Origin of the sequence: Endozoicomonas sp. (genome assembly GCF_031844845.1) — a bacterium.
Taxonomy (GTDB): domain Bacteria; phylum Pseudomonadota; class Gammaproteobacteria; order Pseudomonadales; family Endozoicomonadaceae; genus Endozoicomonas.
In genome coordinates this window covers 1-6,979 of sequence record NZ_JAVRMB020000432.1, presented here as the reverse complement: position 1 = coordinate 6,979, position 6,979 = coordinate 1, and the positions used below count along the sequence as shown (strand labels likewise).

Genomic DNA, 6,979 nt, shown 5'->3' with positions numbered 1-6,979 from the left:
CGCCAGCTATCAGCCACCATTTCCTCCAACCCTTTCTCCGCTTTCCAGCCCAGTTCTTTCAGAGCCTTTTCCGGATTGGCATAGCAGGCAGCAATATCGCCGGAACGTCTTGGTGCAATTTTATAAGGTACTGGCTGACCTGAAGCTTTTTCAAAAGCAGCGACCATTTCCAGCACACTGTAGCCGTTGCCAACCCCAAGGTTCCAGGCATGGGCGCCCGTGGTTTTCTGTAACTTTTCAATGGCTCGAACATGTCCGATGGCCAGGTCAACCACATGGATATAGTCCCGTACACCTGTACCATCATGGGTAGGGTAGTCATTACCAAAGACACTGAGCTTTTCCAGTTTGCCAATGGCCACCTGGGAAATGTAAGGCATCAGGTTGTTGGGGATATCGTTAGGGTCTTCGCCAATTTTACCGGATGGATGTGCACCCGCCGGATTAAAGTAGCGAAGCAATGCAATACGCCAGCTGTCGTCAGAAACATGAAGATCCTGAAGGATCTCCTCAACCATCAGCTTGGAACGACCATAGGGGTTGGTGGCTGAGGTTGGGAAGTCCTCACTGATGGGCAGGCTTGCCGGGTCACCATATACCGTTGCGGAAGAACTGAAGGCCAGGGTTTTCACATTGGCCTGTTTCATGGCTTCCAGCAATACCAGTGTTCCGTGAACATTGTTATCGTAATAAGCCAGAGGCATGGAAACCGACTCACCCACGGCTTTCAGCCCTGCGAAGTGGATAACCGCGGATATTTCATTATTGCTGAACAGCGTGTTCAGTAATTCCAGATCACGAATATCGCCTTGAACAAACTCCAAAGACTTACCCGTGATCTCCTGAACCCGTTTCAGGGATTCATCACTGCTGTTACTGAGATTATCCAGAACGATAATTTCATAGCCATCATTAAGAAGTTCGACGCAGGTGTGGCTGCCAATATATCCAGCGCCACCGGTTACCAGAATTTTGCTCATACTTTCTTCCTGATCTTTTTAATCAAAGCTGTTCAATAATACGCATGGAAAGATCCACAGACTGGCAGTCTTTGGTCAGTGTTCCAATGGAGATAAAATCCACCCCGGTTTCTGCAATGGGTACCAGTGTTTGATCATTAATCCCACCGGATGCTTCCAGTTTCGGGGCTTTTCCGGGAAGGTCCCTGTTCAGCCGGACGGTCTCGGCCAGCTGTGCCAGTGGGAAGTTATCGAGCATGATAATGTCTGCTCCTGCATCTCTGGCAACTTTGAACTCTTCCATAGTCTCCACTTCAATCTCTACCGGTTTACCGGGCGCTATCTCATGGGCTTTATCGACTGCCTGAACAATACCACCACAGGCAGCGATATGATTTTCCTTGATTAAAAAGGCATCAAACAATCCGATTCGATGGTTGTGACAGCCTCCCGCAGCCACTGCGTATTTCTGGGCAATCCGCAATCCCGGGAGGGTCTTGCGGGTGTCCAGCAATTTAACCTCGGTACTACTGACCAGGTTTGCATATTGTTGGCAACGGGTGGCGGTTCCGGACAGGGTTTGCAGGAAGTTCATGGCAGCGCGCTCACCGGTCAGCAGGCTTCGGGCCGACCCTTTGAGAATCACAAGTACCTGATTGGGCTTAACCCGCTCACCTTCCTCTATATGCCACTCTAATTGCACATCTGGATCGATTTGACGAAATACCTCGTCAAACCATGGTCGTCCGCAGATGACGGCATGGTCCCGGCAGATGATTCTGGCTACAGACTGCTGGGTCTCCGGAATCAGGGAGGCGGTAATGTCTCCGGAACCAATATCTTCCGCCAGTGCCTGGCGAACGTTGGTTTCTATGGTATTGCCTATCTGGTCTCGCAGAACCGGGCTCAGGTTTTCAGGCAGCGTATAGGGTACTTTCATGATTATTCCGGAGGTTACAGGCTTGGTCGCGATCGTTTCTTTTGTGGGGGGATTATAAATGACCCGGAAAAATACCAACACCCTTACGGAGTAAAGCCCGGTATTGAGAGGTCTTCTAATTGATGCCTGAGGCTCTTAACTGGTCCATCAGTTGTTTATGACTATTCACAGGAATGCTCAGGTTCTCTGCTTTGTTAATCAGAAAACCATTAATGAATGGAAGTTCTGTGGCTCTGCCCTGACGAGCATCCTGACAGGTTGAAGAGATGTTGTTCGCAGTGGCCTGGCACACGCCGTAAACCCTTTCTTTGAGTGATGGTGTGTGGATATCCAACGCTGTGAGCACTGAGCAGGTTTCAGCCATTAACAGGTCAAGCCAGGCTTGTTTTTCGCCATTGTCCAGCAATTCACCATTCCGACAGTTGAATAGTGCCGTGAGGCCGTTAATACAGCAGTTGATTGCCAGCTTTTCCCATAGCTTTTGTTCGATAGTGTCGCAGGGGGAGACCTTCAGCCGGAAGTTACTCAGCAGGTCATTAAAACGGTCTACAGAAACGCTATTATCAGTCATTGGCCCTATCCAGGTTTCACCCTGACCGGCATGGCATACCTCAAAAGGCGCTGCCAGATAAGCGCCGTCAGTGCTGGACCCTGCCCACACACTTTGAGTTGGAAATGCTTCATTAATAGCCTGCTGACTTCCCATGCCATTTTGTAATAGCAGGATCTGACCGCTTTCTGTCAGGTGTGACTTTATGCTGTTTATTGCTTCCAGTGCATTTTGCGCTTTTGTACAGACAATCAGCCGGTTAATGGGAGCATTAAGTGTTTCGGGAGAAACAACGTCTACATGGTACTGAAAGCTTTGCCCTGCGGTGGTCAGTTTGAGGGGCGCATGGCTTTCTTTTAGCTGCTGGTAGTTGCTGTCTCTGAGAATCAGGCGGGGGGCCTCCCCTTTATGGCAAAGGCTGGCTGCCCAGAGGCAACCCATACTGCCAGCACCTAGAATGTACCAGTTGTCGGACTTCATGAATGTTTGTTTTCCATCGGCAGGCTTTCACGGACAACCGAGTTTACCATTTGCTGCCTATACTCAAACACTCTGGTTTATCAATGGGAGAAAGAAAATGAGTCATACCTATAAAATGACTGAACTGGTGGGCAGCTCAACGGTCAGTAGTGATGATGCTATTCATAACGCCATCGCTGCAGCCGGTATGAGCCTTGAGCACATGGGGTGGTTTGAGGTGGTTGAGACCCGTGGACATATTGATAATGGTAAAATTGCCCATTGGCAGATCACGGTGAAAATTGGCTTCAGACTCAAGGATAAAGATCAATAAACAGGGAAGACCCTGATCGTACTTTAGAGTACATCACGGTATTGAGCCTGAAACTTATTTGCCGTGTATTGATTTCTTCCATGGGTTCTCGGATACAATAGCTGCTAATTGTTTCTTTCGATTTCTCAAGGAGATTATCAACGATGCCTTCATTTGACATTGTCTCTGAAGTGGATATGCATGAACTGGTCAACTCCATCGACCAGGCCAATCGTGAATTGACGACCCGGTTCGATTTTCGTGGTGTGGATGCCAGCTATGAGAAGAGTGGTGAGACCGGAATCACTCTGGCGGCGGACGCTGATTTTCAGCTGGCCCAGATGGTGGAGATGCTGAAAACCAAAATGGTCAAGCGGGGTATTGATGTTAAATGCCTTGAAGTGAAGGATCACTATGGTTCCGGCAAGCAGGTCAAGCAGGAGGTCGTGGTGCGCCAGGGTCTGGAAAAGGATCTGGCGAAAAAGATTGTGAAAATGATCAAGGATGCAAAGCTGAAAGTACAGGTTGCCATTCAGGGCGATCAGGTACGGGTTACTGGAAAGAAAAGGGATGACCTGCAGACGGTTATCGCATTCCTCAAAGACGCTGATTTGAATATGCCACTGCAATACAATAACTTTAGAGACTGATTACGGCATAATTAGTTCTCGATAAAAAACCGTTTTCATTACGCAGTGAAAACGGTTTTTTTTTCAGCAGGTAAGCTGTTATCTTCTTTGCTAAATTTTATGCCAACAAAACCTTTAAGAAGAAGCATGACACCGTAAATAATCAAGATCGCTATGGAGCACATTGAATGGGGCTGACAGTAGGTTCTTCCAAAAACTGGGGGGAGGCCTGTAAAAGTTTTTTTAATCGCCGGGTTATCGCTCTTCTTTTTCTCGGTTTTTCGGCAGGTCTGCCCATTCTGTTGATATTCAGCAGCCTGTCCCTCTGGCTTCGTGAGGCCGGTGTTGAACGCAGTGCGGTCACTTTTTTCAGCTGGGCCGCCCTGGGCTACTCCTTTAAGTTTGTCTGGGCGCCATTGGTTGATCGTATTCCATTGCCAATATTGCATGGTTTGCTTGGCCGTCGTCGTTCATGGCTGTTGTTATCCCAGGTATCCGTTATTGGTGCCCTGTTGTTTATGGCGGCCAATAATCCAGTGGATGGTTTGTTTTGGATTGCCATCGGCGCCGTTATGCTGGGGTTCTCCTCTGCCACTCAGGATATTGTCATTGACGCCTATCGTATTGAAGCCGCCGATGACGATCTCCAGGCGATGATGTCATCGGCCTACATAGCGGGTTACCGGGTGGGCATGCTGGTGGCGGGTGCAGGAACATTAGCCCTGGCCAGCTGGTTTACCATGACCGAAGAAGGCAATTATGATTATCTTGCCTGGGCCTGGGCTTATCGTTGTATGGCTGGCTTTATGTTGATTGGTATTATCACTACGTTAGTGGTTGCAGAGCCTGTTAACAGCGATCGAGCTGCTGAATTGGAGAGTAGCATCCTTGATTATCTTCGCTTTCTATTGCTTTTTGCTCTTGCAGTCGCCGCTTTTATTGTTGCTTTTACTCAGCTGGCCAACCCTCTGGATGTTCTGAAAACGCTATTGGTTGAGATGGGCTTTTCCTCCCCATTATCGGGCTTTCTGACGGGAGCAGGGCGATTTGCGTGCAGTATTGTTGCAGCAGTTACTACCGCCTGGCTTTTGGTGAAAATCCATTTAGCGCCACGGAGAATGGTGCGGGAAACGTATATTGCACCTTTTGCGGATTTCTTCGAACGATATGGCAAGGTCGCTATTTATATATTATTGCTGGTGGGAACCTACCGTATTGCGGATATTGTGATGGGCACCATAGCGAATGTGTTTTATAGCGATATGGGCTATTCCAAAGAACAAATCGCAACCATCACTAAATCTTTCGGTCTTGTGATGACTATTGCCGGAGGCTTTCTGGGCGGTGTGCTGGCGATTCGTTATGGTGTCCTGCGCATTCTGTGGGTAGGCGCATTGCTGGCGGCGTTGTCTAATGTTTTATTTGCCTTTTTGGCCAACCTTGAACCTTCCACTTTATATCTCAGTCTGGTGATCGCGGCGGATAACTTGAGTGGCGGGTTGGCTTCAGCCGCTTTTATAGCCTTTTTATCCAGCCTGACGAATCGTGCCTTTACGGCCATGCAGTATGCCATTTTCAGTTCTTTGATGACGCTGTTACCCAAGTTGCTGGCGGGTTATTCAGGCACCTTTGTGGATGCACTGGATTATCCGATGTTCTTTATTGGTTCTTCACTTCTGGGGCTACCGGTTATATGGCTGGTGACGTATGTTGGTCGTTTGCTTGAAAATCAACAGGCCGGTTCCTGAAGGGAACCGAGACTTTGGCTTAGGATTTGTCCCGGAATAATTTTCCCATTTTACTAAGGAATTGTCCCGAAATACGAAATAAATTATCCATTTGCCAGTAGATTGAGGCACCTGGGGCCTGAGGAGTAGCACTGTAAACAATTCCGGCTGCGTTCTCTGCTGTCATTGTGTACAGGGATTGTACACAATCCATCTGGCAGGGATAGCCAACCATCGGCAGTCACTTCCCTGTGGATGGATCCTGTACAATCCCTGTACAGGATGACAGCGGAGTTGGTCGGTAATAATGGCTGTTTTCCCAAATGTGGAATTTATTAAAGGACTGTTCCTATGAGGAACCGGATGCCTTAATTGGGCACGTCCGGGTCTGTGAGGGTTGAGGTGCGTATTCTGGCTAATCGTGAACATGTTTTCTGGTAAAGCGTGAACACGAATTCTGGCCAGGCGTGAACAAGGATTCTGGCTGATCGTGAACATTTTTGGCCGATTTCCAGAATCGTGTTCACGACTCCAGAATTCATGGTCACGACACCAGAATATCGCAGGTAAAAAAAGAATTGGACACCAAAAAAGAATTGGACACCCATAGAAATACCAATACACTTCATATGGTTAAATTTGTGGGTGTCCCAAACTCTTTCCAGACGATAGCGACCAGTATTTTCTTACCCTTCGATTACTGACAGTTCAGTCAGGTTGATTAAGGTGAGGTGAGGTGAGGTGAGGTGAGGTGAGGTGAGGTGAGGTGAGGTGAGGTGAGATGGGTTGGGTTGGGTTGGGTTGGGTTGGGTTGGGTTGGGTTGGGATTGTAAGTATTTTTTCTGTTTTTTGATTGAAAAGCGGGAGGGGAATTTGATCAAAAAAGAATTGGAAAAAAAGAATTGGACATCCATAAAAATACCAATACACTTCATATGGTTAAATTTGTGGGTGTCCCAAACTCTTTTCCAAACTCTTTTCTAAAACGACAGGCTCACCAGCCTGTTTTTTTGTGCCTGCCTATCCTTGACCCGCCTACTCAGAAGCCTCCTATTTTTGCCGCCGTGTTAGCCCGTCCTAGCGGCTTTTCCGCTATAGGGCTATAAATCCGCTACCTATTGGAAACCCGCCTACACCGGCCTGAACGCCCGGACAGCCGCCTACTACTAATTACTGAAATACCCTATATAAATAGGAGCTAGGCTATACGGTATAGCGGCCTGAATAGCCCGTTTTAGCGGCTTTTTCGCTATCTATAGGACTATATACGGGCTAATAATTTGGAAACCCGCTAGAACCGGCCTGACCGCCGGGTGCCGCTTATCCGAGCTAGACGGTAGAGCGTGGGAGTTAGGCGGTAAACGTCAATGGACTGACCCTGTAGGTCAGGCTCGATGATGAC

The 6,979-nt window shown here is 48.2% G+C and carries 6 protein-coding genes; 3 read left to right on the top strand and 3 right to left on the bottom strand.

The genetic code is table 11. The annotated features are described in order from the left end of the window. From galE to RM811_RS23710, 3 genes are all read right to left on the bottom strand, one after another. The coding region (gene galE, locus RM811_RS23720) for a UDP-glucose 4-epimerase GalE (protein WP_402529270.1) at positions 1-980 on the bottom strand (980 nt) is incomplete at its 3' end. Between the two features lie 22 nt (positions 981-1,002). After that, a complete protein-coding gene (gene nadC / locus RM811_RS23715) occupies positions 1,003-1,899 on the bottom strand; it encodes a carboxylating nicotinate-nucleotide diphosphorylase (protein ID WP_402529268.1) in 897 nt (298 codons plus the stop codon). A 115-nt stretch (positions 1,900-2,014) separates the two neighbouring features. Further along, positions 2,015-2,929 (bottom strand): ketopantoate reductase family protein, encoded by a 915-nt coding sequence (locus RM811_RS23710; protein WP_402529266.1) that lies wholly within the window; start codon positions 2,927-2,929, stop codon positions 2,015-2,017. A gap of 97 nt (positions 2,930-3,026) precedes the next feature. Between RM811_RS23710 and RM811_RS23705 the strand changes: the two genes are divergently transcribed. The 3 genes from RM811_RS23705 (at position 3,027) to RM811_RS23695 (ending at position 5,598) form a co-directional block, all read left to right on the top strand. Next, entirely contained in the window at positions 3,027-3,242 is a 216-nt protein-coding gene (locus tag RM811_RS23705; protein WP_402529264.1) for a dodecin, read from the top strand. Positions 3,243-3,385: 143 nt separating this feature from the next. Further along, the gene (locus tag RM811_RS23700; RefSeq protein WP_402529262.1) at positions 3,386-3,871 is read left to right on the top strand and encodes a YajQ family cyclic di-GMP-binding protein; all 486 of its coding nucleotides are present in this window, start codon (positions 3,386-3,388) and stop codon (positions 3,869-3,871) included. A 167-nt stretch (positions 3,872-4,038) separates the two neighbouring features. After that, a complete protein-coding gene (locus RM811_RS23695) occupies positions 4,039-5,598 on the top strand; it encodes an AmpG family muropeptide MFS transporter (RefSeq protein WP_402529260.1) in 1,560 nt (519 codons plus the stop codon). Positions 5,599-6,979 lie beyond the last annotated feature (1,381 nt).